This window comes from Staphylococcus sp. FSL W8-0774 (assembly GCF_038006785.1).
GTDB lineage: Bacteria > Bacillota > Bacilli > Staphylococcales > Staphylococcaceae > Staphylococcus > Staphylococcus pasteuri.
This window is the reverse complement of record NZ_JBBOVW010000001.1, coordinates 2272229-2296909: the sequence shown is the minus strand read 5'-3', so window position 1 is coordinate 2296909 and position 24681 is coordinate 2272229. Positions and strand designations below refer to the sequence as shown.

At 36.2% G+C, this 24681-nt stretch carries 16 protein-coding genes, 8 tRNA genes and 4 rRNA genes; all 28 read left to right on the top strand.

From position 1 onward, the window contains the following. The first annotated feature begins 147 nt into the window (after window positions 1-147). On the top strand, window positions 148-720 hold the full coding sequence (gene pth / locus NSQ15_RS11310) for an aminoacyl-tRNA hydrolase (RefSeq protein WP_070452015.1): 573 nt from the start codon (window positions 148-150) through the stop codon (window positions 718-720). After that, a complete protein-coding gene (mfd, locus tag NSQ15_RS11305; RefSeq protein ID WP_124760393.1) occupies window positions 717-4226 on the top strand; it encodes a transcription-repair coupling factor in 3510 nt (1169 codons plus the stop codon). Before pth ends, mfd begins: the two co-directional genes overlap by 4 nt. Next, window positions 4216-5742: a polysaccharide biosynthesis protein gene (locus NSQ15_RS11300; RefSeq protein ID WP_046467535.1), complete on the top strand. Its 1527-nt coding sequence runs from the start codon at window positions 4216-4218 to the stop codon at window positions 5740-5742. The genes mfd and NSQ15_RS11300 overlap by 11 nt, the downstream gene beginning before the upstream one ends. Then, on the top strand, window positions 5742-6929 hold the full coding sequence (locus tag NSQ15_RS11295) for a MazG nucleotide pyrophosphohydrolase domain-containing protein (protein WP_070452010.1): 1188 nt from the start codon (window positions 5742-5744) through the stop codon (window positions 6927-6929). Before NSQ15_RS11300 ends, NSQ15_RS11295 begins: the two co-directional genes overlap by 1 nt. Beyond that, a complete protein-coding gene (locus tag NSQ15_RS11290) occupies window positions 6929-7195 on the top strand; it encodes an RNA-binding S4 domain-containing protein (protein WP_046467536.1) in 267 nt (88 codons plus the stop codon). The genes NSQ15_RS11295 and NSQ15_RS11290 overlap by 1 nt, the downstream gene beginning before the upstream one ends. Window positions 7196-7215: 20 nt before the next feature. Then, window positions 7216-7614, top strand: a complete 399-nt coding sequence (divIC, locus tag NSQ15_RS11285) for a cell division protein DivIC (RefSeq protein ID WP_017638133.1) — start codon at window positions 7216-7218, stop codon at window positions 7612-7614. A 93-nt stretch (window positions 7615-7707) separates the two neighbouring features. Next, on the top strand, window positions 7708-8115 hold the full coding sequence (locus tag NSQ15_RS11280) for a S1 domain-containing RNA-binding protein (RefSeq protein WP_029056251.1): 408 nt from the start codon (window positions 7708-7710) through the stop codon (window positions 8113-8115). A 157-nt stretch (window positions 8116-8272) separates the two neighbouring features. Next, a complete protein-coding gene (gene tilS / locus NSQ15_RS11275) occupies window positions 8273-9571 on the top strand; it encodes a tRNA lysidine(34) synthetase TilS (protein WP_070452006.1) in 1299 nt (432 codons plus the stop codon). 3 nt (window positions 9572-9574) lie between these two features. After that, complete coding sequence (gene hpt, locus NSQ15_RS11270) at window positions 9575-10111, top strand: hypoxanthine phosphoribosyltransferase (RefSeq protein WP_070452004.1); 537 nt, start codon at window positions 9575-9577, stop codon at window positions 10109-10111. A gap of 278 nt (window positions 10112-10389) precedes the next feature. Further along, a complete protein-coding gene (gene ftsH, locus NSQ15_RS11265; protein WP_017638129.1) occupies window positions 10390-12450 on the top strand; it encodes an ATP-dependent zinc metalloprotease FtsH in 2061 nt (686 codons plus the stop codon). A gap of 248 nt (window positions 12451-12698) precedes the next feature. Next, window positions 12699-13580 (top strand): Hsp33 family molecular chaperone HslO, encoded by an 882-nt coding sequence (gene hslO / locus NSQ15_RS11260; RefSeq protein WP_070452002.1) that lies wholly within the window; start codon window positions 12699-12701, stop codon window positions 13578-13580. Window positions 13581-13775: 195 nt separating this feature from the next. Next, window positions 13776-14708: a cysteine synthase A gene (gene cysK / locus NSQ15_RS11255; RefSeq protein WP_070451999.1), complete on the top strand. Its 933-nt coding sequence runs from the start codon at window positions 13776-13778 to the stop codon at window positions 14706-14708. A 197-nt stretch (window positions 14709-14905) separates the two neighbouring features. Further along, a complete protein-coding gene (gene folP, locus NSQ15_RS11250; RefSeq protein ID WP_017638126.1) occupies window positions 14906-15709 on the top strand; it encodes a dihydropteroate synthase in 804 nt (267 codons plus the stop codon). Further along, complete coding sequence (folB, locus tag NSQ15_RS11245) at window positions 15687-16052, top strand: dihydroneopterin aldolase (protein ID WP_017638125.1); 366 nt, start codon at window positions 15687-15689, stop codon at window positions 16050-16052. Before folP ends, folB begins: the two co-directional genes overlap by 23 nt. Further along, window positions 16053-16532, top strand: coding sequence for a 2-amino-4-hydroxy-6-hydroxymethyldihydropteridine diphosphokinase (folK, locus tag NSQ15_RS11240; protein WP_017638124.1), 480 nt, complete (start codon window positions 16053-16055; stop codon window positions 16530-16532). Window positions 16533-16825: 293 nt separating this feature from the next. Further along, on the top strand, window positions 16826-18313 hold the full coding sequence (lysS, locus tag NSQ15_RS11235; RefSeq protein ID WP_029056256.1) for a lysine--tRNA ligase: 1488 nt from the start codon (window positions 16826-16828) through the stop codon (window positions 18311-18313). Window positions 18314-18695: 382 nt separating this feature from the next. Further along, a 5S ribosomal RNA gene (gene rrf / locus NSQ15_RS11230) occupies window positions 18696-18810 on the top strand. Between the two features lie 11 nt (window positions 18811-18821). Further along, window positions 18822-18897, top strand: a tRNA-Val gene (locus NSQ15_RS11225). A gap of 7 nt (window positions 18898-18904) precedes the next feature. Next, window positions 18905-18980: transfer RNA gene (locus tag NSQ15_RS11220), tRNA-Thr, on the top strand. Between the two features lie 6 nt (window positions 18981-18986). After that, window positions 18987-19059, top strand: a tRNA-Lys gene (locus tag NSQ15_RS11215). Between the two features lie 34 nt (window positions 19060-19093). Further along, window positions 19094-19168: transfer RNA gene (locus NSQ15_RS11210), tRNA-Gly, on the top strand. 7 nt (window positions 19169-19175) lie between these two features. Continuing rightward, window positions 19176-19264 (top strand) — tRNA-Leu (locus NSQ15_RS11205). 10 nt (window positions 19265-19274) lie between these two features. Then, window positions 19275-19351 (top strand) — tRNA-Arg (locus tag NSQ15_RS11200). 23 nt (window positions 19352-19374) lie between these two features. Beyond that, window positions 19375-19448, top strand: a tRNA-Pro gene (locus NSQ15_RS11195). A gap of 13 nt (window positions 19449-19461) precedes the next feature. Next, window positions 19462-19537: transfer RNA gene (locus tag NSQ15_RS11190), tRNA-Ala, on the top strand. 121 nt (window positions 19538-19658) lie between these two features. Then, window positions 19659-21211: ribosomal RNA gene (locus NSQ15_RS11185) — 16S ribosomal RNA — on the top strand. Between the two features lie 255 nt (window positions 21212-21466). Then, window positions 21467-24388: ribosomal RNA gene (locus NSQ15_RS11180) — 23S ribosomal RNA — on the top strand. Between the two features lie 69 nt (window positions 24389-24457). Further along, window positions 24458-24572 (top strand): 5S ribosomal RNA (gene rrf / locus NSQ15_RS11175). The 16S, 23S and 5S rRNA genes sit together here with 8 tRNA genes alongside, the layout of an rRNA operon. Window positions 24573-24681: the final 109 nt, after the last annotated feature.

Below are 24681 nucleotides of genomic sequence, written 5' to 3'. Positions count from 1 at the left end.
TGTGTTATTATAGGGAATGATTATAAAATTGTGGTATTGATAAATGATATAAAGATTAACTTACGATTGGTTATTTTAATCGGAGACAATATATCATTTGAAGAATAGTCACTAAATGATAAACATTAATTTTGGAGGTAACGACATATGAAATGTATTGTAGGTCTTGGAAATATTGGTAAACGATTTGAACTTACAAGACACAATATTGGCTTCGAAGTCATTGACTATATATTAGAGCGTCATGGATTTAAATTAGATAAGCAAAAATTTAAAGGTGCATACACTATTGAAAGAATGAATGGTGACAAAGTTTTACTTATTGAACCAATGACAATGATGAATTTATCCGGTGAGGCAGTAGCCCCGTTAATGGATTATTATAATATAGATGTAGAAGATCTTATTGTATTATATGATGACTTAGATTTAGATCAAGGACACGTGCGTTTGCGTCAAAAAGGCAGCGCTGGTGGTCACAATGGTATGAAGTCTATTATTAAAATGCTAGGTACTGATCAATTTAAAAGAATTCGTATAGGTGTTGGTCGACCTACGAATGGTATGTCTGTTCCTGATTATGTATTACAACGCTTTTCAAAAGAAGAAATGATGACAATGGAGAAAGTCATTGAACATTCAGCAAATGCAGTGGAAGCATTTATAGAAACATCTAGATTTGATAATGTCATGAATGAATATAATGGTGAAATCAATTGAGACAAGTCATTTCTAACTATATAAAAGAAGATAAGCGTTTTCAGGAATTAGACCAAGTGTTTGGCCAAGATAATATTTTGGTTACTGGCCTATCCCCTTCAGCTAAAGCTACATTGATTGCTGAAAAATATTTATCAGACCATAAACAAATGTTATTAGTGACTAATAACTTATACCAAGCAGATAAAATCGAAGCAGATATTTTACAATACGTCAGTGATGAAGAAATTTATAAATATCCAGTCCAAGATATCATGACGGAAGAATTTTCTACGCAAAGCCCTCAGCTCATGAGTGAACGTGTTAGAACCCTAACAGCACTGGCTCATGGAAAGAAAGGGTTATTTATCGTCCCATTAAATGGATTGAAAAAATGGTTAACGCCGGTAGAAATGTGGCGCAATCATCAAATGACATTGAATGTTGGAGATGATATTGAAGTTGATGATTTCTTAAATAAATTAGTCAATATGGGATATCGCAGAGAAAGTGTGGTTTCGCATATTGGGGAATTTTCTCTTAGAGGAGGAATCATTGATATTTATCCTCTAATTGGATCCCCTGTCCGAATAGAACTATTTGATACAGAAATTGATTCTATTAGAGATTTTGATGTTGAAACTCAGAGATCTAATGATAATTTAGAAAGTATAGAAATCACGACAGCGAGTGATTATATTATTACAGATGAGGTCATCAATCATTTACAAACTCATTTAAAAGAAGCGTATGAAGAAACAAGACCTAAAATAGAAAAATCTGTACGAAATGATTTGAAAGAAACATATGAAAGTTTCAAACTCTTTGAATCTACATTTTTTGACCATCAATTGTTAAGAAGATTAGTGGCATTTATGTATGAACAACCATCTACTATTATTGATTATTTTTCTAAGGATGTAGTCATTGCAGTTGACGAATATAATCGTATTAAAGAAACAGAAGAAACTTTGACTACTGAAGTTGATGATTTTATAAGCAACTTAATCGAAAGTGGTAATGGTTTTATTGGTCAAAGTTTTATGCAGTATGATGGCTTTGAAAATCTTCTACAAGATAATCCGGTTGCTTACTTTACTTTATTTACGTCATCTATGCCTGTTGAATTAGAACATATTATTAAGTTTTCATGTAAGCCAGTTCAACAGTTTTATGGTCAATATGATATTATGCGTTCTGAATTCCAAAGATTTATTCAAAATGAATATGCTGTTATCGTTCTTGTTGAGACAGAAACAAAAGTAGAACGCATACAATCTATGTTGAACGAAATGCATATTCCTGTAGTGACAAATATTGATCAAGCTTCGACAAGTGGTCAAGCTGTTGTCTTAGAAGGTAGCTTATCAGAAGGTTTTGAATTACCTTATATGCAATTAGTTGTGATAACTGAAAGAGAACTATTTAAAACAAAACAGAAAAAACAACGTAAACGTACGAAAACAATGTCTAATGCTGAAAAAATTAAGTCCTATCAGGATTTAAATGTAGGAGACTATGTCGTCCATGTCCACCACGGTGTAGGACGATATTTAGGTGTAGAAACGCTAGAAGTTGGAGAACAACATAGAGACTATATTAAGTTACAGTACAAGGGCACCGATCAATTATTCGTTCCTGTAGATCAAATGGATCAAGTACAAAAATATGTTGCTTCTGAAGATAAATCGCCACGTTTAAACAAACTTGGTGGCACAGAGTGGAAAAAAACTAAAGCAAAAGTTCAACAAAGTGTTGAGGATATTGCAGACGAATTAATCGATTTATATAAACAAAGAGAAATGTCTGTAGGTTACCAATTTGGCCCAGACACTGCAGAACAATCTACTTTCGAATTGGACTTCCCATATGAACTGACACCCGATCAAAGTAAATCTATTGAAGAAATTAAAGGTGACATGGAAAGAGAACGTCCAATGGATCGCTTATTATGTGGCGATGTAGGTTACGGTAAGACAGAAGTTGCTGTACGAGCTGCATTTAAAGCAGTTATGGAAGGTAAACAAGTTGCGTTTTTAGTACCAACTACTATATTAGCACAACAACACTATGAAACATTAATAGAACGTATGCAAGATTTCCCTGTAGAAATTCAATTAATTAGTCGTTTCCGTTCTACAAAAGAGGTAAAAGAAACAAAAGAAGGACTGAAATCTGGTTACGTAGATATTGTTGTCGGTACTCATAAATTACTTGGAAAAGATATACACTATAAAGATTTAGGATTGCTTATTGTCGATGAAGAACAACGCTTTGGCGTACGTCATAAAGAGAGAATTAAAACATTGAAAAATAATGTGGATGTGTTAACACTGACAGCTACTCCAATACCTAGAACATTGCATATGAGTATGCTTGGTGTACGTGACTTATCTGTTATTGAAACACCACCTGAAAATCGTTTTCCAGTACAGACCTATGTATTAGAACAAAATACGAATTTTATTAAAGAAGCGTTAGAAAGAGAATTATCTCGTGACGGACAAGTATTTTATTTATATAACAAAGTTCAATCAATATATGAAAAGAGAGAACAACTTCAAATGTTGATGCCTGATGCTAATATCGCTGTTGCACACGGTCAAATGACAGAACGAGATTTAGAAGAAACGATGTTGAGTTTTATTAATCACGAATATGATATTTTGGTAACGACTACGATTATCGAAACAGGTGTAGATGTTCCGAATGCCAATACATTAATTATTGAAGAAGCGGATCGATTTGGTCTAAGTCAATTATATCAATTGCGTGGACGTGTAGGGCGTTCAAGTAGAATTGGTTATGCTTACTTCCTTCACCCTACAAACAAAGTATTAACTGAAACAGCTGAAGAAAGATTACAAGCTATTAAAGAATTTACTGAACTAGGTTCAGGATTCAAGATTGCTATGCGTGATTTAAATATTCGTGGTGCCGGTAATTTACTTGGTAAACAGCAACATGGATTTATAGATTCTGTCGGCTTTGATTTATACTCTCAAATGCTTGAAGAAGCAGTTAATGAAAAACGAGGTATTAAAGAAGAAACACCAGATACACCTGAAGTCGAAGTTGAACTCAACTTAGACGCCTATTTACCAGCAGAATACATTCAAAATGAACAAGCTAAAATTGAAATTTATAAGAAACTACGAAAAGTGGAATCAGAAGAACAACTTATGGATATCAAAGATGAATTAATCGATCGTTTTAATGAATATCCAGTCGAAGTTGAACGTTTATTAGATATTGTAGAAATCAAAACGCATGCTTTACATGCAGGTATTACAAAAATTAAAGATTTAGGTAAACAAATTCAAATTTTATTATCAGAGAAATCTACTACTGATATAGATGGCGAAGCATTATTTAAAAATACTCAACCACTTGGTAGATCAATGAAAGTTGGCGTTGAGAATGGCACTATGAAAGTGACACTTACTAAGTCTAAGCAATGGTTAGATAACTTAAAATTCTTAGTTAAATGCATTGAAGAAAGTATGAGTATTCAAGATGAAGCATAAACCCGCATTTAATGGTGTAGTGATACTAACGATTGCATTAATTGTTATTAAAATTTTAAGTGCGATTTATAGAATACCTTATCAAAATATACTTGGTGATGAAGGTTTATATGCATATCAACAAATATACCCCATTGTAGCGCTAGGTATGATTTTGTCTATGAATGCCATTCCAAGTGCTGTGACACAAAATTTAAGAAAAGACCAACATGAACAATACTTTTCAAAAGTATTATTAGTAATACAAAGTGTAGGTTTTGTAATTTGTATTGTGATTTTTAGTAGTGCAAACATGATTTCTAAATTAATGGGTGATGTACATTTAACACCGATGATTAGAATGGCAAGCTTTAGTTTTATTTTTGTAGGTGTATTAGGTGTCCTAAGAGGATATTTTCAATCAAAACAAGAAATGAATATACCCGCCATTTCCCAGGTTATAGAACAATTAATTCGAGTATGTTTAATCATGATAGCTATATTGTTATTTGTGAAACAACATTGGTCTATATATCAAGCTGGAACATTAGCAATTATTGCGTCATCTATAGGATTTTTAGGTTCGACATTGTATTTATTAGCTAAACGACCGTTTAAATTAAATTTGAATAATGATAAAGAAAAAATCCGCTGGAAAAACTTACTCATTGCTATACTTATTTTTGCATTAAGTCAGTTGATTGTTATTTTATGGCAAGTAGCAGACAGTTTTACTGTTATTCATACGCTTAAAACAACAGGATTAACGTTTATAGAAGCGATTAAACAAAAAGGTGTATATGATAGAGGTGCTTCATTTATACAAATGGGATTAATTGTTACAACGACATTTAGTTTTGTCTTAATTCCATTATTAACTGATGCAATTCAAAAGAAGCAATCTATACAAATGAACCGATATGCTAACGCCTCATTAAAAATAACTGTCTTAATTAGTTCGGCAGCAGGTGTAGGTCTAATTAATGTTTTACCGCTAATGAATCAAGTGTTTTTTAAGACGGATAGTCAAACAAGCACGTTATGTGTTTATATGCTAACAGTAATTGGTGTATCATTAATCATGATGGATATAGCTTTACTACAAGTAATTAATAATACGAAGCCTATTTTAATTGGGTTTATAAGCGGATTATTAATGAAGATTATATTGAATGTTATTTTTATTCATCAATTACAAATATTAGGTGCAAGTATAAGTACAGTATTATCATTAATTATTTTTTGCGCTATATTACATTGGGCAGTCTTAAAATCCTATCATTTTAGTCAAATGGGTAAATTTATTATTAAATTAGTGGTCGGGCTGTTTATAATGTCAGTTGTAGTCCAAATAATAATGTTTGTATTACCATCTAATGGTCGTGTAATTGGATTAATATCTTTAATGATTAGTGCATTGATTGGCGTAGGTGTGTTTATGATATATGTCGGTATTTTTAATGTACTAAGTTATAGAGAACTTAAATTTTTACCTTTAGGAGATAAGCTATATCATTTTAAGAGAGGAAGACGTTAATGACACAAACTATTACTATTATTGGTTTAGGAAACTATGGTATAGAAGATTTGCCATTAGGTATATATCGATTTATACAAAAACAACCTAAGATATATGCACGTACACTTGAACATCCAGTTATTGAGGACCTTAAAAATGAAATAGAATTTGAAGGTTTCGATGATATTTATGAAAATAATGACCAATTTGAAAAAGTGTATGACGAAATTGTTAAACAATTGATTGATAAAGCACAACAATCAGACATTGTTTATGCAGTTCCAGGGCATCCACGTGTGGCAGAAACGACTACTATGAAATTAATGGAGTATCATGCACAAAATAACGATATAGATGTAAAAGTACTAGGTGGTAAAAGTTTCATCGATGACGTATTTGAAGCTGTGAATGTTGATCCTAATGATGGTTTCACACTACTTGATGCTACATCTTTAAAAGAAGTGCAACTAAATGTGCGTACAAATACACTTATTACGCAAGTTTATAGTGAAATGGTAGCAGCAGATATTAAGCTAACTTTAATGGAAAGATATCCAGATGAACATGAGGTAGCAATTGTGACAGGTGCACGTACTGGTGAAGCACAAGTGACGCAATGTGCATTATATGAACTTGATCATTTTGAAGATGCGTTTAATAACTTAACTAGTGTTTTTGTCCCTCAAGTTATAGGATCAGAGGCACTTTATAATGACTTTGATTTTGCAGAGCAGACGATTGATTTATTAGTTGATGATGAAAAAGGTTGCCCTTGGGACAAAGTTCAAACACATCAAACGCTTAAACGTTATTTACTAGAAGAAACGTTTGAGTTATTTGAAGCTATCGATAATGAAGATGATTGGCACATGGTAGAAGAACTTGGAGATATACTGTTACAAGTGTTACTGCATACAAGCATTGGTAAAAAAGAAGGCTATTTTGATGTTAAAGAAGTGATTGCCAGCTTAAATGCTAAAATGATTCGTCGACATCCTCATATATTTAGTGATGCATCAGCAGAATCAATTGATGATTTAAAATCAATTTGGGCGACGGCTAAATCCAAGGAAGGCAAACAACCACGTGTGAAATTTGAGAAAGTATTTGCAGACCATTTCATGTCATTGTATGATAAAACAAAAAATAAAGATTTTGATGAAGTGGCTCTTAAACAATATTTAGAGCAAGGAGAGAATCATTAATGAGATTAGATAAATTTTTAAAAGTATCTAGATTAATCAAACGTCGTACATTGGCTAAAGAAATTAGTGATCAAGGACGTATTACAATTAATGGCAATGTAGCAAAAGCAGGAACAGATGTTAAAGTTGGAGATGTATTAGTTATTCGCTTCGGACAGAAACTTGTGACTGTTAATGTTACAGGATTAAATGAGCATGCTTCTAAAGAGAATGCTAAAGGTATGTACGAATTAGTTAAAGAAGAGCGTATTAATGAATCTGAATAAACAAAGAGAGGTGACAAGCAATGAATAATAAAGTTGAAAATATTGGTAATCAATATACATCTAAAGAAAACCAAAAGAAACAAAGACAACGCAAAAAGATGCGTGTTGTTCGCCGAAGAATCACTTTATTTGGCGGAATCATGTTAGCAATAATCATCTTATTATGCATTATGCTTGTCGTCCAAAAGCACAGCAATGATAAAGACGCTGTAGAACGAAAACATAAAGAAGAACAATATCAAAAAAAGCAAGATGAAGAGATTGCTTTAAAAGAGAAACTAAACAATTTAAATGATAAAGATTACGTAGAAAAAGTGGCACGAGATGATTATTATTTAAGTAATAAAGGCGAAGTTATTTTTAGGTTGCCAAATGATAATAAATCCTCTAAGTCTAAGTCGTCAGATAGTGATAATTAATTAAAGTAAATCTCATTATAGCATTGTGAAATTGCTTCAACAGGAATATAATAAAGTTAAAATCGAATGAAATCGGGAGGATTTATTTAGAATATGTCAATCGAAGTAGGAAACAAGCTTAAAGGTAAAGTCACTGGTATTAAAAAATTCGGTGCATTCGTTGAGTTACCTGAAGGGAAAAGTGGCTTAGTCCATATTAGTGAAGTGGCTGATAACTACGTTGAAAATGTGGAAGATCATTTATCTTTAGGTGATGAAGTAGAAGTAAAAGTACTTTCAATTGCAGATGATGGCAAAATTAGTCTTTCAATTAAAAAGGCTAAAGATCGCCCACAACGTAAACCACATCATAATAATAAATCAAATCAAAGTAAACCAGCGCCAAAAGGTGAAGACTTTGAAAAGAAATTGAGTAACTTCTTAAAAGATAGTGAAGATAAATTAACTTCTATAAAACGTCAAACTGAATCTAGACGCGGCGGTAAAGGTTCAAAACGTTAATTTCATAAATTAAGTCTGTTACAATAATATAAATTTTGTATTGTGAGTTTCTGTAAATGGACAGACAATCTAAGACTGTTTCTTGATGAAGGAGCAGTCTATTTTTATTGTAATGATGATTTGGTATTTGATTAGCTTGTGCGGAGGTGAATAGTTGATGGAAATGAATTCAACAGGTTGGTCAAAAGATGACCATATTGTATTAGCTGTATCAACAGGAATAGATAGCATGTGCCTATTACATCTTTTATTAAATGAATATCAACATACATATCGTAAATTAACATGCATTCATGTTAATCATGGCTTACGACAAGAATCAGCAGAGGAAGAAACGTTCTTTAAAACGTTTTGCGAAAAACACCATATTGACTATTATATTAAACACCTTGATTTAAATAATATCGTAGAAGCGGGAAATAGTATTCAAAACGAATCGCGTCAATATCGCTACGACTGGTTTGATTTTATGATGAAAAAACTTAAGGCTGATGTATTATTAACAGCACATCATCAAGATGATCAAATTGAGACTATATTTTATAGGTTGTTTACAGGGAGATTTACTCGTAGTACTCTGGGCATTGCTTATGAATCAAATCGTCAACATTATAAACTTTGTCGGCCGTTATTAAATATTTCTAAAGATCAAATTAAGAAGTATCAATCGGAATTTCATGTTCCATTTTATGAAGATGCATCAAATCACAAAAACGTATATGTAAGAAATGATATACGTAATCGTATTTTACCTGCGATTTTAGACAACGAGCAATTAAGTATCGACCACTTATTAAAGTTAAAATCTTGGCATGATCAAGAATTAGAAACACTTCGCAATTTAGCGAGCCAATTTATTGATGAACAAGCTCTTATAAAGGCGAATCGAACTAAAATTACTATTCCAAGAACCAGCTTTAATCAATTAACAGATAATGTAAAGGTGCATGTACTTGACCAAATATTTGAAAAAATCTCCTTAGCAACTTCAATATCTGATAAAATGTATCAGTCATGGTTTGACCAATTTGCAAGTCAAAAATCACAATTTACGATTGATATTACAGATAAATGGATAATTCAAATTTCATATGATACATTTATAATAATGACTAATACAGAAATGAACGATGTAAGTTCAATAAAAGTCATCGAAACACCTCATACATATCACTTTGGAGATTATGAAATTATCATACAATCAGATTTCCCGTTAGAACAATTACCATTAACTATAAGAACACGTCAAAATGGTGACCGTTTTTTATTAAACGGTAGTGAAAATAAACATAAAAAAGTAAGTCGGTTATTGATTGATTGTAAAATCGAGGCTATTGAACGCAATCGTTTACCAATTGTTATTAATGCAGAGGGAAATGTTATCGCTGTGGGTCAGTTATATATCAATAAAAACTATAAACATTATATAAACATTAGAAATATTGGAGATGAATAGCAAATGCATAAGGATATAAAAAATATTGTAATGAGTGAAGAAGAAATTCAAACCATTTGTAAGAACTTAGGAGAACAGTTGACTAAAGATTATCAAGATAAACCACTTGTTTGTATTGGGATTTTAAAAGGATCAGTCATGTTTATGGCGGATTTAATCAAACGTATTGATACACATTTATCGATTGATTTTATGGATGTATCAAGTTATCACGGTGGTACTGAATCAACTGGTGAAGTACAAATCATCAAAGATTTAGGTTCTTCTATTGAAAACAAAGATGTCTTAATTATTGAAGATATTTTAGAAACTGGTACAACATTGAAATCAATTACTGAATTATTACAATCAAGAAAAGTAAACTCATTAGAAATTGTTACTTTATTAGATAAACCAAATCGTAGAAAAGCTAATATTGAAGCAAAATACGTAGGTAAAAAAATTCCTGACGAGTTTGTAGTTGGATACGGACTTGATTACGGTGAACATTATAGAAACTTACCTTACATCGGTACTTTAAAACCGGAAGTATATTCATAAAGTAACAAGTTAATTTCGATGTTAAAAAGTTGGGTGCGATGTTTTATTACTATGATTAAACATCATTTTAGTGTAGACTCAATTTAAATCACGATGTCTAAATTAAACATGACATTACTTATTTTTAAATCATGATATAACTAAAAATTAAAAATCTATATAGTGGAAGTTGACTAAAATTGAAGAACCAATACTAAAGTTGAAATAGTAGCCTGGTCAAGATGTATTGTGTTACAATTTTTGTTAGTTTTATTATTGGAAGTAGGAGGAAATGACACATGCAGAAAGCGTTTCGCAATGTGCTAGTTATCGCAATTATAGGCGTTATAATATTTGGCCTTTTTTCTTTCCTAAATGGTAATGGAAATATGCCAAAGCAACTTACATATACGCAGTTTGTTAGTAAATTGGATAAAGGCGATTTAAAATCATTAGAAATTCAACCTGAACAAAACGTATACATGGTAAGCGGTAAAACAAAAAAAGGTGAAGATTATTCATCAACAATTTTATTTAACAACGAAAAAGATTTACAAAAAATTACTGATACAGCTCAGAAACAAGATGGATTGAAATTTACAGTTAAAGAAGAAGAAGAACAAAGTGTGTTTGTTAGTATTCTAACAACATTGATTCCTGTTTTAATCATTGCATTATTATTTATTTTCTTCCTTAGCCAAGCTCAAGGTGGCGGTGGCGGCGGTCGTATGATGAACTTTGGTAAATCCAAAGCTAAAATGTACGATAGCAGTAAACGCCGTGTTCGTTTCTCAGATGTTGCAGGTGCAGATGAAGAGAAACAAGAACTTGTAGAAATTGTAGACTTCTTAAAAGATAACAAGAAATTTAAACAAATGGGTTCTAGAATACCAAAAGGTGTTTTACTTGTTGGACCTCCAGGTACTGGTAAAACATTACTTGCACGTGCTGTTGCTGGTGAAGCCGGCGCACCATTCTTCTCAATTAGTGGTTCAGACTTCGTTGAGATGTTTGTCGGTGTTGGTGCAAGTCGTGTACGTGACTTATTTGAAAATGCTAAGAAAAATGCACCATGTATTATCTTTATCGATGAAATCGATGCTGTAGGTCGTCAACGTGGTGCAGGTGTTGGTGGTGGACACGACGAACGTGAACAAACACTTAACCAATTATTAGTTGAAATGGATGGCTTTGGTGAAAATGAAGGTATCATCATGATTGCTGCTACAAACCGTCCTGACATTTTAGACCCAGCGTTATTACGTCCTGGACGTTTTGACAGACAAATTCAAGTTGGTCGTCCCGATGTTAAGGGTCGTGAGGCTATTTTACATGTACATGCTAAAAACAAACCACTTGATGAAACTGTTGATTTAAAAGCTATTTCTCAAAGAACACCAGGTTTCTCTGGTGCTGACTTAGAAAACTTATTAAACGAAGCATCATTAATTGCTGCACGTGAAGGCAAGAACAAAATTGATATGCGTGATATAGAAGAAGCGACAGACCGTGTCATCGCTGGTCCAGCTAAGAAATCACGTGTTATCTCTGATAAAGAAAGAAATATTGTTGCTCACCATGAAGCTGGTCATACTATTATTGGTATGGTACTTGATGAAGCAGAAGTTGTTCACAAAGTGACTATCGTTCCACGTGGACAAGCTGGTGGTTATGCGATGATGTTACCTAAACAAGATCGATTCTTAATGACAGAACCGGAACTATTAGATAAAATTTGTGGTTTACTTGGTGGTCGTGTATCAGAAGATATTAACTTCGGTGAGGTTTCTACTGGTGCTTCAAACGACTTTGAAAGAGCTACACAAATTGCTCGATCAATGGTTACTGAATATGGTATGAGTAAAAAACTCGGACCTTTACAATTCTCTAGTAGCGGTAATGGCCAAGTATTCTTAGGTAAAGATATGCAAGGTGAACCAAATTACTCAGGTCAAATTGCTTATGAAATTGATAAAGAAGTACAACGTATTGTTAAAGAACAATATGAACGTTGTAAAGAAATCTTATTAGAACATCAAGAACAATTAAAACTTATTGCTAAGACATTACTTACTGAGGAAACATTGGTTGCAGAACAAATTCAATCATTATTCCATGAAGGTAAATTACCTGAAGTTGATTATGATTCTGCAGAAGTTGTAACAGAAACTGACTCAGAATTCAAAGACGGTAAATATGGTAAATCATACGAAGATGTTCGAAAAGAACAATCTTTAGATAATAATGACGGTGAAAGTGATCATGATAATGATGAATCAGATACTGAATCAACAGGACATGAACAATCACCAAACATTGATAAACCATATAATCCTAATGATCCAAATCATAGAGAATAATTAGTTCTTAGTTCAATCCCCTTACTGTAATAGTAAGGGGATGTTTTTTATATTAGTAATAGTGAGAGAAGAAAGTTAGCTTAGACTATAGCGAAACTCGATTCTTCTTTTAAAAAGCAAAGTAAATATAATGTGAAGCAAATAATTTCATGAAAATAAGCAACAGATGTATAATAGTTATTCGAAAATGATATTCAAAATATAAAATGATAAATAATAGAGAACCTCATTAAAAGGAGAAATAAATAATGACACATGATTATATAGTTAAAGCCCTAGCATTTGATGGAGAAATAAGAGCATATGCTTCATTAACAACTGAATCAGTTCAAGAAGCACAAACAAGACACTATACATGGCCAACAGCCTCAGCAGCAATTGGAAGAACAATGACTGCTACGGTAATGATGGGCGCAATGTTAAAAGGAACTCAAAAATTAACAGTAACAGTTGATGGTCGCGGTCCAATAGGGAAAATTATTGCGGATGCGGATGCAAAAGGTAACGTACGCGCTTACGTAGACCATCCACAAACGCATTTTCCTTTAAATGAACAAGGAAAATTAGATGTAAGAAGAGCAGTTGGGACAGAAGGCTCAATTCAAGTAGTTAAAGATGTAGGTATGAAAGATTACTTTTCTGGATCAAGTCCAATTGTATCAGGTGAATTAGGAGAAGACTTCACTTATTATTATGCTACAAGTGAACAAACACCTTCATCAGTTGGATTAGGTGTACTTGTTAATCCTGATAACACAATTAAAGCAGCCGGTGGATTTATTATACAAGTAATGCCGGGAGCTAAAGAAGAAACTATTAATAAGTTGGAAGAAGCTATTAACCAAATGACACCTGTATCTAAATTAATTGAACAAGGCCTAACACCTGAAGGTATTTTAAATGAAATACTTGGAGAAGATAACGTTCAAATATTGGAAACTTCTCCAGTACAATTCGAATGTAATTGCAGTCATGAAAAATTCTTGAACGCAATCAAAGGATTAGGAGAAGCTGAAATATCCGATATGATTAAAGAAGATCATGGTGCAGAAGCAGTTTGTCACTTCTGTGGTAATAAATACAATTATAGTGAATCCGAATTAAATCAATTATTAGAATCTATGGCTTAAATTAATTAATAAATTGGTAGTATTTTGAGTTAACGTTTACTTTAATTTGGTTTAGGGAAGATTTTAAAATGTATAACAATTACTCAATTTCAGTATAAATAAAATATATTTGTATTTTGAGAAAATTCTGATAGAATAAAGATATCCGATAAAAAGACTAAGCTTTATTAATTTCGTTGAAAAGGAGTGTTTTTAATGGCACAAAAACCAGTAGAAAATATAACACAAATAATTGGAAATACACCTGTAGTTAAGTTGAGAAATGTTGTTGATGAAGATGCAGCAGATATTTATGTTAAATTAGAATATCAAAATCCAGGCGGTTCAGTAAAAGACCGTATCGCATTAGCTATGATTGAAAAAGCTGAAAAAGAAGGAAAAATTATACCTGGTGATACAATTGTAGAACCTACAAGTGGTAACACAGGTATTGGTTTAGCATTTGTCTGTGCAGCAAAAGGTTATAAAGCAGTATTTACTATGCCTGAAACAATGAGTCAAGAACGTCGTAACTTATTAAAAGCATATGGTGCTGAATTAGTATTAACTCCAGGATCAGAAGCTATGAAAGGCGCTATTAAAAAAGCTAAAGAATTAAAAGAAGAACACGGTTATTTTGAACCACAACAATTCGAAAACCAAGCAAACCCTGAAATTCATGAACTTACAACAGGTCCAGAATTAGTAGAACAATTTGAAGGTAAAAAAATTGATGCGTTCTTAGCTGGTGTTGGAACTGGTGGTACACTTTCAGGTGTAGGTAAAGTATTAAGAAAACAATATCCTGAAATTGAAATTGTGGCTATTGAACCAGAAGCATCTCCAGTACTTAGTGGTGGAGAACCAGGACCACATAAATTACAAGGTTTAGGTGCAGGATTTGTTCCAGATACGTTAAATACTGATATTTACGACAGTATTATTAAAGTAGGAAATGAAACAGCAATGGAAATGGCACGTCGTGTTGCTAAAGAAGAAGGTATCTTATCAGGTATTTCTTCAGGTGCAGCTATTCATGCAGCCATTCAAAAAGCAAAAGAATTAGGTAAAGGTAAAACAGTAGTAACAGTATTACCAAGTAATGGTGAACGTTACTTATCTACACCTTTATACTCATTCGATGATTAATTATAATAGATGTATTAGCGGGGTGTGTAACTCCGCTATTTTTTATGTCTTATTGTAAGTGAAATCATTTTATTTACAGATTAATCGATATAATTATCGAACATTCTGATTTTGACACTGAAATTATTATGTGAGTAATGATATCATTATAAGTGAGACTAATGATGTTTATATTAATGAAATGAAAAGGTGATTAAATGTCAAAAACAAAAATTATGGGCATACTTAACGTTACGCCAGACTCATTTTCAGATGGTGGAAAATACAATTCAGTTGAAAATGCGGTTGAAAGAGCGAAAGAAATGATAAATGAAGGTGTTGATATTATTGATGTAGGTGGTGTATCAACAAGACCAGGATATAAAGAAATTACGCTTGAGGAAGAGTTAGATAGAGTTGTACCTGTAGTTAAGTCTTTAATAGAACTCGATACACAAATATCAATAGATACATATAGAAGTGAAGTAGCTGAAGCTTGTTTAAAATTAGGCGCTACAATGATTAATGATCAATGGGCTGGATTGTTTGATCCTAAAATATTTGAAGTTGTCGCTAATTACAATGCAGAAATCGTACTTATGCATAATGGTGATGGACAAAGAGATAAACCAGTTGTCGATGAAATGTTAGTAACTTTATTATCGCAAGCTAATAAAGCTGAGATGGCTGGTATTCCTCAAGAAAAAATTTGGCTTGATCCAGGTATAGGTTTTGCGAAAACACGTGAAGAAGAAAATGAAGTGATGGCTCGACTTGATGAATTAGTAGCTACAGAATATCCGGTATTACTTGCGACTAGTCGTAAAAGGTTTATTAAGGAAATGATAGGTAAAGATACCAAACCTTTAGAGAGGGATGAAGCTACAGCATCAACAACTGCCTATGGTATAATGAAGGGCGTTAAAGCTGTCAGAGTTCACCATGTCGAACTCAACGCTCGAATTGCACAAGGTATGGACTTTTTAAAGGAGAATGAAAATGAAAGACATCATATTTCTTAATGGAATGCGTTTTTACGGATATCATGGGGCATTGTCAGCTGAAAATGAAATAGGACAAATATTTGTTGTAGATCTCACTTTAAAAGTTGATTTGAAAGACGCTGGTAAGTCAGATGATGTAAAGGATACAGTCCATTATGGAGAAGTGTTTGAAGATGTAAAATCTATTGTTGAGGGTGAGCCTTCGAATTTACTCGAGCATCTAGCTGAACGTATTGCAAAACGTATAAATTCACACTATAATCGTGTAATGGAAACAAAAGTTAGAATCACTAAAGAGAACCCACCTATACCTGGTCACTACGATGGAGTAGGTATTGAAATAGTGAGGGAGAGTCATTAAATGATTAAAGCATATTTAGGTTTGGGAAGTAATATAGGCGACAGAGAGCAACAATTAAAGCAAGCTATTCAAATCTTAAATCAATACGAAAATATTGATGTTACAGATATATCCCCTATATATGAAACAGATCCAGTAGGGTATACCGATCAGCCTAAATTTTTAAATTTATGTATAGAAATTGAAACAACATTAACAGCAAGACAATTGTTAACATGTTGTTTAGATACAGAACAAGAACTTCATCGTGTTAGAAAAATTAGATGGGGACCTCGTACATTAGATATAGATATATTATTATATGGAAATAACATTATAGAAGAGAATGATTTGGTAGTACCTCATCCTAGAATGGTTGAGCGTGCTTTTGTATTGATTCCATTGAACGACATTGCCTCTAAACAAATTGAACCTCGCTCTAATAAAACGATTGGGTCAATAGTCACTGAGGATAATACAGTTAAAAAGTACAAAGAATAAATTGAAAAAGCATTTATTTTATAATGGATTTAAACTCATGCGTTAGGATAAAGTAAAAATTCCTTTATAACATCTTTATGGTTTAGTAGAATTGAAAGGTAACTATATTGACGTTATGTTATAGAAAAGGGAAATATGCTTTTAGCATCTTAAAAGTGCTAAAATAATTTTTGGAATTAAAAACATTGTATCAAGTATCAATAGAACAACAAATGGTTGCTAATTTATAATATTTCCAACTAGAACGTATAAAATAATTAACTGAAAACAAGAAGCCTAAAGGAGAGAAAGTTATGTCAGAAGAAATGAATGACCAAATGCAGGTCCGTCGACAAAAATTACAAGAATTAAGAGATTTAGGAATTGATCCATTTGGTCAAAGATATGATCGTTCTGCATCAGCATCTGAGCTAAAAACAGATTGGGACGAATTCTCAAAAGAAGAATTACATGAAAAAGAAGAACAAAGCCATGTAGCTATAGCTGGACGCATTATGACTAAACGTGGTAAAGGTAAAGCGGGATTTGCACATGTTCAAGATTTATCAGGGCAAATCCAAATCTATGTAAGAAAAGATCAAGTTGGAGATGAACAATTTGATTTATGGAAAAACGCTGACTTAGGAGACATTGTTGGTGTTGAAGGTGTAATGTTCAAAACTAATACTGGTGAATTATCAGTAAAAGCTAAATCATTTACTTTATTAACTAAAGCTTTAAGACCATTACCTGATAAATTCCATGGATTGCAAGATATTGAGCAACGTTACCGTCAACGTTACTTAGATTTAATCACTAACCAAGATAGTACGCGTACATTTATTAATCGTAGTAAGATTATTCAAGAAATGCGTAATTACTTAAACAAACAAGGTTTCTTAGAAGTAGAAACGCCTATGATGCACCAAATTGCTGGTGGTGCTGCTGCTAGACCATTTGTTACTCATCACAATGCATTAGATGCTACTTTATATATGCGTATTGCTATCGAACTACATTTAAAACGATTAATTGTAGGTGGACTAGAAAAAGTATACGAAATCGGACGTGTATTCCGTAACGAAGGTGTATCTACACGACATAATCCAGAATTCACAATGATTGAATTATATGAGGCATATGCAGATTATCATGACATTATGGACCTAACAGAATCAATGGTTAGACACATTGCACAAGAAGTGCTTGGTTCAGCTAAAGTTCAATATAATGGTACTGAAATCGACTTAGAGTCTTCTTGGACAAGATTGCACATTGTTGATGCAGTTAAAGAAGCTACTGGCGTAAACTTTTATGAAGTTAAATCAGATGAAGAAGCTAAAGCACTAGCTAAAGAACATGGTATTGAAATTACTGAAAACATGAAGTATGGTCACATATTAAATGAATTCTTTGAACAAAAAGTAGAAGAAACATTAATTCAACCAACGTTTATATACGGTCATCCAATTGATATTTCACCGTTGGCTAAAAAGAATCCGGAAGATCCAAGATTTACAGACAGATTCGAGCTATTCATTGTAGGTAGAGAACATGCCAATGCATTCACTGAGTTAAATGATCCTATCGATCAAAAAGAAAGATTTGAAGCTCAATTAGTTGAAAAAGAACAAGGTAATGATGAAGCGCATGAAATGGATGAAGACTATATTGAAGCATTAGAATATGGTATGCCTCCAACAGGTGGTTTAGGAATCGGAATTGATAGATTGGTTATGCTATTAACTGATTCTCCATCAATTAGAGATGTATTATTATTCCCATATATGAGACAAAAATAAATGATTTCTATATAAGCACTAATCACTCAGGTGGTTAGTGCTTTTGTTTTATTATAAAAATGAAAAATAATGATTAAACAATTTGTTACCTTTAGTTTGAAAAAGTAACAAATTTATTGATAGAAAGTAATAATACCTATAGTTTAGTGAGTAGAGATGTGATAGAATAATTCAAGTGGAAAAGTTGAACGGACTTAATTCTAAGTTTTTTAAAAAACTTGAAACAAACCATTGACTTTATAAAACAAATGAAGTAATATATAAAAGTCGTCAAAAACACAGAGGAAGTAAAGAGAATGTAAAATTCTTTTTAATAAAGTGTAAAATTGACTATTGAAATCAATCAAACAAACGTTTATCATTAATAAAGTAAGTTAATTTGTCTGGTGACAATAGCAAAGAGGTCACACCTGTTCCCATGCCGAACACAGAAGTTAAGCTCTTTAGCGCCGATGGTAGTCGGACTAACGTTCCGCTAGAGTAGGACGTTGCCAGGCAATAGATAACAGGAGAATTAGCTCAGCTGGGAGAGCATCTGCCTTACAAGCAGAGGGTCGGCGGTTCGAACCCGTCATTCTCCACCATTTAATTGCCGGCCTAGCTCAACTGGTAGAGCAACTGACTTGTAATCAGTAGGTTGGGGGTTCAAGTCCTCTGGCCGGCACCATCTTTTGAGCCATTAGCTCAGTTGGTAGAGCATCTGACTTTTAATCAGAGGGTCAGAGGTTCGAATCCTCTATGGCTCATTACGATTTTAATTATATTTTCAAGCGAAATAATGCAGAAGTAGTTCAGCGGTAGAATACGACCTTGCCAAGGTCGGGGTCGCGGGTTCGAATCCCGTCTTCTGCTCCATTATTTTGCCGGGGTGGCGGAACTGGCAGACGCACAGGACTTAAAATCCTGCGGTGAGAGATCACCGTACCGGTTCGATTCCGGTCCTCGGCACCATCTTTAAATAGCGCCCGTAGCTCAACTGGATAGAGCGTTTGACTACGGATCAAGAGGTTATGGGTTCGACTCCTATCGGGCGCGCCATTTTTAAAGTTAATAACTATATACGGGAAGTAGCTCAGCTTGGTAGAGCACTTGGTTTGGGACCAAGGGGTCGCAGGTTCGAATCCTGTCTTCCCGACTTCTTAAATAATGGGGGCTTAGCTCAGATGGGAGAGCGCCTGCTTTGCACGCAGGAGGTCAGCGGTTCGATCCCGCTAGTCTCCACCATGATTTATTACATTAATGAACATTGAAAACTGAATGACAATATGTCAACGTTAATTCCAATAATGTAACGGAAGTTACAACAATTAATTTAGTTTTATGAGCTAATCAAACATCATAATTTTTTATGGAGAGTTTGATCCTGGCTCAGGATGAACGCTGGCGGCGTGCCTAATACATGCAAGTCGAGCGAACAGATAAGGAGCTTGCTCCTTTGACGTTAGCGGCGGACGGGTGAGTAACACGTGGATAACCTACCTATAAGACTGGGATAACTTCGGGAAACCGGAGCTAATACCGGATAAGATTTTGAACCGCATGGTTCAATAGTGAAAGACGGCCTTGCTGTCACTTATAGATGGATCCGCGCCGTATTAGCTAGTTGGTAAGGTAACGGCTTACCAAGGCAACGATACGTAGCCGACCTGAGAGGGTGATCGGCCACACTGGAACTGAGACACGGTCCAGACTCCTACGGGAGGCAGCAGTAGGGAATCTTCCGCAATGGGCGAAAGCCTGACGGAGCAACGCCGCGTGAGTGATGAAGGTCTTCGGATCGTAAAACTCTGTTATCAGGGAAGAACAAACGTGTAAGTAACTGTGCACGTCTTGACGGTACCTGATCAGAAAGCCACGGCTAACTACGTGCCAGCAGCCGCGGTAATACGTAGGTGGCAAGCGTTATCCGGAATTATTGGGCGTAAAGCGCGCGTAGGCGGTTTTTTAAGTCTGATGTGAAAGCCCACGGCTCAACCGTGGAGGGTCATTGGAAACTGGAAAACTTGAGTGCAGAAGAGGAAAGTGGAATTCCATGTGTAGCGGTGAAATGCGCAGAGATATGGAGGAACACCAGTGGCGAAGGCGACTTTCTGGTCTGTAACTGACGCTGATGTGCGAAAGCGTGGGGATCAAACAGGATTAGATACCCTGGTAGTCCACGCCGTAAACGATGAGTGCTAAGTGTTAGGGGGTTTCCGCCCCTTAGTGCTGCAGCTAACGCATTAAGCACTCCGCCTGGGGAGTACGACCGCAAGGTTGAAACTCAAAGGAATTGACGGGGACCCGCACAAGCGGTGGAGCATGTGGTTTAATTCGAAGCAACGCGAAGAACCTTACCAAATCTTGACATCCTTTGACCACTCTAGAGATAGAGTTTTCCCCTTCGGGGGACAAAGTGACAGGTGGTGCATGGTTGTCGTCAGCTCGTGTCGTGAGATGTTGGGTTAAGTCCCGCAACGAGCGCAACCCTTAAGCTTAGTTGCCATCATTAAGTTGGGCACTCTAAGTTGACTGCCGGTGACAAACCGGAGGAAGGTGGGGATGACGTCAAATCATCATGCCCCTTATGATTTGGGCTACACACGTGCTACAATGGACAATACAAAGGGCAGCTAAACCGCGAGGTCAAGCAAATCCCATAAAGTTGTTCTCAGTTCGGATTGTAGTCTGCAACTCGACTACATGAAGCTGGAATCGCTAGTAATCGTAGATCAGCATGCTACGGTGAATACGTTCCCGGGTCTTGTACACACCGCCCGTCACACCACGAGAGTTTGTAACACCCGAAGCCGGTGGAGTAACCATTTATGGAGCTAGCCGTCGAAGGTGGGACAAATGATTGGGGTGAAGTCGTAACAAGGTAGCCGTATCGGAAGGTGCGGCTGGATCACCTCCTTTCTAAGGATATATTCGGAACATCTTCGTAGAAGATGAAGGAATAACATTGACATATTGTATTCAGTTTTGAATGTTTATACAACATTCAAACATTTATTGTACATTGAAAACTAGATAAGTAAGTAAAATATAGATTTTACCAAGCAAAACCGAGTGAATTAGAGTTTTAAAGCTTGAATTCATAAGAAATAATCGCTAGTGTTCGAAAGAACACTCACAAGATTAATAACGCGTTTCCTGTAGGATGGAAACATAGATTAAGTTATTAAGGGCGCACGGTGGATGCCTTGGCACTAGAAGCCGAAGAAGGACGTTACTAACGACGATATGCTTTGGGGAGCTGTAAGTAAGCGTTGATCCAGAGATTTCCGAATGGGGAAACCCAACATGAGTTATGTCATGTTATCGATATGTGAATACATAGCATATCAGAAGGCAGACCCGGAGAACTGAAACATCTTAGTACCCGGAGGAAGAGAAAGAAAAATCGATTCCCTGAGTAGCGGCGAGCGAAACGGGAAGAGCCCAAACCAACAAGCTTGCTTGTTGGGGTTGTAGGACACTCTATACGGAGTTACAAAAGTATATATTAGACGAATCATCTGGAAAGTTGAATCAAAGAAGGTAATAATCCTGTAGTCGAAAATATATACTCTCTTGAGTGGATCCTGAGTACGACGGAGCACGTGAAATTCCGTCGGAATCTGGGAGGACCATCTCCTAAGGCTAAATACTCTCTAGTGACCGATAGTGAACCAGTACCGTGAGGGAAAGGTGAAAAGTACCCCGGAAGGGGAGTGAAAGAGAACTTGAAACCGTGTGCTTACAAGTAGTCAGAGCCCGTTAATGGGTGATGGCGTGCCTTTTGTAGAATGAACCGGCGAGTTACGATTTGATGCAAGGTTAAGCAGTGAATGTGGAGCCGTAGCGAAAGCGAGTCTGAATAGGGCGTTGAGTATTTGGTCGTAGACCCGAAACCAGGTGATCTACCCTTGGTCAGGTTGAAGTTCAGGTAACACTGAATGGAGGACCGAACCGACTTACGTTGAAAAGTGAGCGGATGAACTGAGGGTAGCGGAGAAATTCCAATCGAACCTGGAGATAGCTGGTTCTCTCCGAAATAGCTTTAGGGCTAGCCTCAAGTGATGATTATTGGAGGTAGAGCACTGTTTGGACGAGGGGCCCTTCTCGGGTTACCGAATTCAGACAAACTCCGAATGCCAATCAATTTAACTTGGGAGTCAGAACATGGGTGATAAGGTCCGTGTTCGAAAGGGAAACAGCCCAGACCACCAGCTAAGGTCCCAAAATATATGTTAAGTGGAAAAGGATGTGGCGTTGCCCAGACAACTAGGATGTTGGCTTAGAAGCAGCCATCATTTAAAGAGTGCGTAATAGCTCACTAGTCGAGTGACACTGCGCCGAAAATGTACCGGGGCTAAACATATTACCGAAGCTGTGGATTGTCCGTAGGACAATGGTAGGAGAGCGTTCTAAGGGCGTTGAAGCATGATCGCAAGGACATGTGGAGCGCTTAGAAGTGAGAATGCCGGTGTGAGTAGCGAAAGACGGGTGAGAATCCCGTCCACCGATTGACTAAGGTTTCCAGAGGAAGGCTCGTCCGCTCTGGGTTAGTCGGGTCCTAAGCTGAGGCCGACAGGCGTAGGCGATGGATAACAGGTTGATATTCCTGTACCACCTAGTATCGTTTTAATCGATGGGGGGACGCAGTAGGATAGGCGAAGCGTGCTATTGGATTGCACGTCCAAGCAGTAAGACTGAGTGTTAGGCAAATCCGGCACTCATAAGGTCAAGCTGTGATGGGGAGAGGAAATTGTTTCCTCGAGTCGTTGATTTCACACTGCCAAGAAAAGCCTCTAGATAGATAACAGGTGCCCGTACCGCAAACCGACACAGGTAGTCAAGATGAGAATTCTAAGGTGAGCGAGCGAACTCTCGTTAAGGAACTCGGCAAAATGACCCCGTAACTTCGGGAGAAGGGGTGCTCTTTAGGGTTAACGCCCAGAAGAGCCGCAGTGAATAGGCCCAAGCGACTGTTTATCAAAAACACAGGTCTCTGCTAAACCGTAAGGTGATGTATAGGGGCTGACGCCTGCCCGGTGCTGGAAGGTTAAGAGGAGTAGTTAGCTTCTGCGAAGCTACGAATCGAAGCCCCAGTAAACGGCGGCCGTAACTATAACGGTCCTAAGGTAGCGAAATTCCTTGTCGGGTAAGTTCCGACCCGCACGAAAGGCGTAACGATTTGGGCACTGTCTCAACGAGAGACTCGGTGAAATCATAGTACCTGTGAAGATGCAGGTTACCCGCGACAGGACGGAAAGACCCCGTGGAGCTTTACTGTAGCCTGATATTGAAATTCGGCACAGCTTGTACAGGATAGGTAGGAGCCTTTGAAACGTGAGCGCTAGCTTACGTGGAGGCATTGGTGGGATACTACCCTAGCTGTGTTGGCTTTCTAACCCGCACCACTTATCGTGGTGGGAGACAGTGTCAGGTGGGCAGTTTGACTGGGGCGGTCGCCTCCTAAAAGGTAACGGAGGCGCTCAAAGGTTCCCTCAGAATGGTTGGAAATCATTCATAGAGTGTAAAGGCATAAGGGAGCTTGACTGCGAGACTTACAAGTCGAGCAGGGTCGAAAGACGGACTTAGTGATCCGGTGGTTCCGCATGGAAGGGCCATCGCTCAACGGATAAAAGCTACCCCGGGGATAACAGGCTTATCTCCCCCAAGAGTTCACATCGACGGGGAGGTTTGGCACCTCGATGTCGGCTCATCGCATCCTGGGGCTGTAGTCGGTCCCAAGGGTTGGGCTGTTCGCCCATTAAAGCGGTACGCGAGCTGGGTTCAGAACGTCGTGAGACAGTTCGGTCCCTATCCGTCGTGGGCGTAGGAAATTTGAGAGGAGCTGTCCTTAGTACGAGAGGACCGGGATGGACATACCTCTGGTGTACCAGTTGTCGTGCCAACGGCATAGCTGGGTAGCTATGTATGGACGGGATAAGTGCTGAAAGCATCTAAGCATGAAGCCCCCCTCAAGATGAGATTTCCCAACTTCGGTTATAAGATCCCTCAAAGATGATGAGGTTAATAGGTTCGAGGTGGAAGCGTGGTGACACGTGGAGCTGACGAATACTAATCGATCGAAGACTTAATCAATTTTATGTTTTGCGACGCAAAATCATTTTACTTACTATCTAGTTTTGAATGTATAATACATTCCATTTGTCTGGTGACAATGGCAAGGAGGTCACACCTGTTCCCATGCCGAACACAGAAGTTAAGCTCCTTAGCGCCGATGGTAGTCGGACTAACGTTCCGCTAGAGTAGGACGTTGCCAGGCAAATACTCACATATTGGCCGTTAGGTCATTTTTTTGTGGAGTATATACGATTTAAAATTAATTATAAAAAGTTGTTGACTTTAAAGTTAATAAAGCGTATAATTAATTC

What these genes read in the sequence shown, in the direction of transcription:
- pth (WP_070452015.1), top strand. Translation starts at nt 148, where the DNA reads ATGAAATGTATTGTAGGTCTTGGAAATATTGGTAAACGATTTGAACTT.
- NSQ15_RS11300 (WP_046467535.1), top strand. Translation starts at nt 4,216, where the DNA reads ATGAAGCATAAACCCGCATTTAATGGTGTAGTGATACTAACGATTGCA.
- NSQ15_RS11295 (WP_070452010.1), top strand. Translation starts at nt 5,742, where the DNA reads ATGACACAAACTATTACTATTATTGGTTTAGGAAACTATGGTATAGAA.
- NSQ15_RS11290 (WP_046467536.1), top strand. Translation starts at nt 6,929, where the DNA reads ATGAGATTAGATAAATTTTTAAAAGTATCTAGATTAATCAAACGTCGT.
- divIC (WP_017638133.1), top strand. Translation starts at nt 7,216, where the DNA reads ATGAATAATAAAGTTGAAAATATTGGTAATCAATATACATCTAAAGAA.
- NSQ15_RS11280 (WP_029056251.1), top strand. Translation starts at nt 7,708, where the DNA reads ATGTCAATCGAAGTAGGAAACAAGCTTAAAGGTAAAGTCACTGGTATT.
- tilS (WP_070452006.1), top strand. Translation starts at nt 8,273, where the DNA reads ATGGAAATGAATTCAACAGGTTGGTCAAAAGATGACCATATTGTATTA.
- hpt (WP_070452004.1), top strand. Translation starts at nt 9,575, where the DNA reads ATGCATAAGGATATAAAAAATATTGTAATGAGTGAAGAAGAAATTCAA.
- ftsH (WP_017638129.1), top strand. Translation starts at nt 10,390, where the DNA reads ATGCAGAAAGCGTTTCGCAATGTGCTAGTTATCGCAATTATAGGCGTT.
- hslO (WP_070452002.1), top strand. Translation starts at nt 12,699, where the DNA reads ATGACACATGATTATATAGTTAAAGCCCTAGCATTTGATGGAGAAATA.
- cysK (WP_070451999.1), top strand. Translation starts at nt 13,776, where the DNA reads ATGGCACAAAAACCAGTAGAAAATATAACACAAATAATTGGAAATACA.
- folP (WP_017638126.1), top strand. Translation starts at nt 14,906, where the DNA reads ATGTCAAAAACAAAAATTATGGGCATACTTAACGTTACGCCAGACTCA.
- folB (WP_017638125.1), top strand. Translation starts at nt 15,687, where the DNA reads ATGAAAGACATCATATTTCTTAATGGAATGCGTTTTTACGGATATCAT.
- folK (WP_017638124.1), top strand. Translation starts at nt 16,053, where the DNA reads ATGATTAAAGCATATTTAGGTTTGGGAAGTAATATAGGCGACAGAGAG.
- lysS (WP_029056256.1), top strand. Translation starts at nt 16,826, where the DNA reads ATGTCAGAAGAAATGAATGACCAAATGCAGGTCCGTCGACAAAAATTA.